This window comes from Clavibacter sp. MX14-G9D (assembly GCF_032917815.1).
Taxonomy (GTDB): Bacteria; Actinomycetota; Actinomycetes; order Actinomycetales; family Microbacteriaceae; genus Clavibacter; species Clavibacter michiganensis_K.
In genome coordinates this window covers 1-1,413 of record NZ_JAVCVL010000358.1, presented here as the reverse complement: position 1 = coordinate 1,413, position 1,413 = coordinate 1, and the positions used below count along the sequence as shown (strand labels likewise).

The 1,413-nt window shown below is 75.4% G+C and carries 2 protein-coding genes; both read right to left on the bottom strand.

Going from position 1 to position 1,413, the window contains the following annotated elements:
* Positions 1–129: 129 nt before the first annotated feature.
* A complete protein-coding gene (locus Q6969_RS15605; RefSeq protein WP_104344009.1) occupies positions 130–966 on the bottom strand; it encodes an exodeoxyribonuclease III in 837 nt (278 codons plus the stop codon).
* Positions 967–1,035: 69 nt separating this feature from the next.
* A partial coding sequence (locus Q6969_RS15600; protein WP_317231259.1) for a hypothetical protein occupies positions 1,036–1,413 on the bottom strand: 378 nt, incomplete at its 5' end.

Here is a 1,413-nt window from a genome sequence, read left to right as displayed (position 1 = left end):
GGGCCGCCGGGGCGGCGGAGCGGCGTCCCCGGGCGGCGCGGCGGCCGCGCTGCGGGGTCGCGTCGTCGTCGGGGGTCACGGCTCGAGACTACGGGGCGTGCCCTGTGCGGCCGTCATCGGCCGCGGGGATCAGAAGATCATGGGGCGGTCGTCGTCGAGCTCGGTCTCGACGTCGAGGTCCACGGCCACGGGCACGTGGTCGCTCGGGCCGTCGCCCTTGCGCTCGTCGCGGTGGATCCGCGGCGCGCTCACGAGCTCCTGGAACCGGTCGGACCCGAGGATGAAGTCGATCCGCATGCCCTCGTCCCGCGGGAAGCGCAGCTGCTGGTAGTCCCAGTAGGTGTAGCCCTCGGGGATGGAGGGTCGCACGACGTCGGCGAGGCCGGCCTCCAGGAACGCGGCGAAGGCGGCCCGCTCCGGCTCCGAGGTGTGCGTCTTGCCCTCGAACAGCCGCGGGTCCCAGACGTCGGTGTCGAGCGGGGCCACGTTCCAGTCGCCCATGAGCGCGAGCGGGGTGTCGGGATCCGCGGCGAGCCAGGCGCGCGTGTCGGCGGCGAGCGCGGCGAGCCACTCCAGCTTGTACGAGTAGTGCGGGTCCTCGAGCGAGCGGCCGTTGGGCACGTAGAGGCTCCAGAGCCGCACCCCCTCGACGGTCGCGCCCATGGCGCGCGCCTCGAGCGGCGGGAGGCCGGACGCGTCGGGCTTGCCGAAGCGCGGCATCCCCTCGAACGTCGTGGTCACGTCCTCCAGCGGCAGGCGGCTCGCGATCGCGACGCCGTTCCACTGGCTCAGCCCGTGGACGGCGACCTCGTAGCCCGCCTCCTCGAACGCCGCCGTCGGGAACTGCTCCGGCTTGCACTTGATCTCCTGCATGGCCAGCACGTCGACGTCCTCGCGGCCGAGCCAGTCGACGACGCGGCCCACGCGGGTGCGGATGGAGTTGACGTTCCAGGTGGCGACGCGCATGCGTCCACGGTACCGGGAGCCGGCGGCGGGGCCGTCCGCGGGCGGGCGTCCGGCAGGCGGTGCGGGCCGTCAGCCGATGCTGCCGACGCGGATCGTCACGGTCGCGACCGCCGCGGCCTCCGCGCCGACGGACTCGACCAGGCGGGCGCGGATCGCGTCGACGGCGGCGCGGGCGGTGTCGCTGGCCCGGGCATCCGCGTCCACCGCGATGGAGGCCTGCACGAGCACGGTGCCCTCACCCGTCTCCACGGTGACGAGACGCTCGGCGACGTCGGATCCGCCGCCCATCGCGCCCTCCACCACGTGCTGCGCCACGAGCAGCACGGGCGAGCGCGGGGCGTACACGTCGGAGACGCCCGCGACGCCGCGGAGCGCGGCCGTGAGGTCGCGGGACAGGTCGCCCGGCGCGGGGAGCGGGACCGGCACGGGCGCGGGCGTCGCGGCGAC

Bases quoted from the DNA above. Each gene is read 5' to 3' on its own strand.
- Q6969_RS15605 (WP_104344009.1), bottom strand. From the start codon at position 966: ATGCGCGTCGCCACCTGGAACGTCAACTCCATCCGCACCCGCGTGGGC.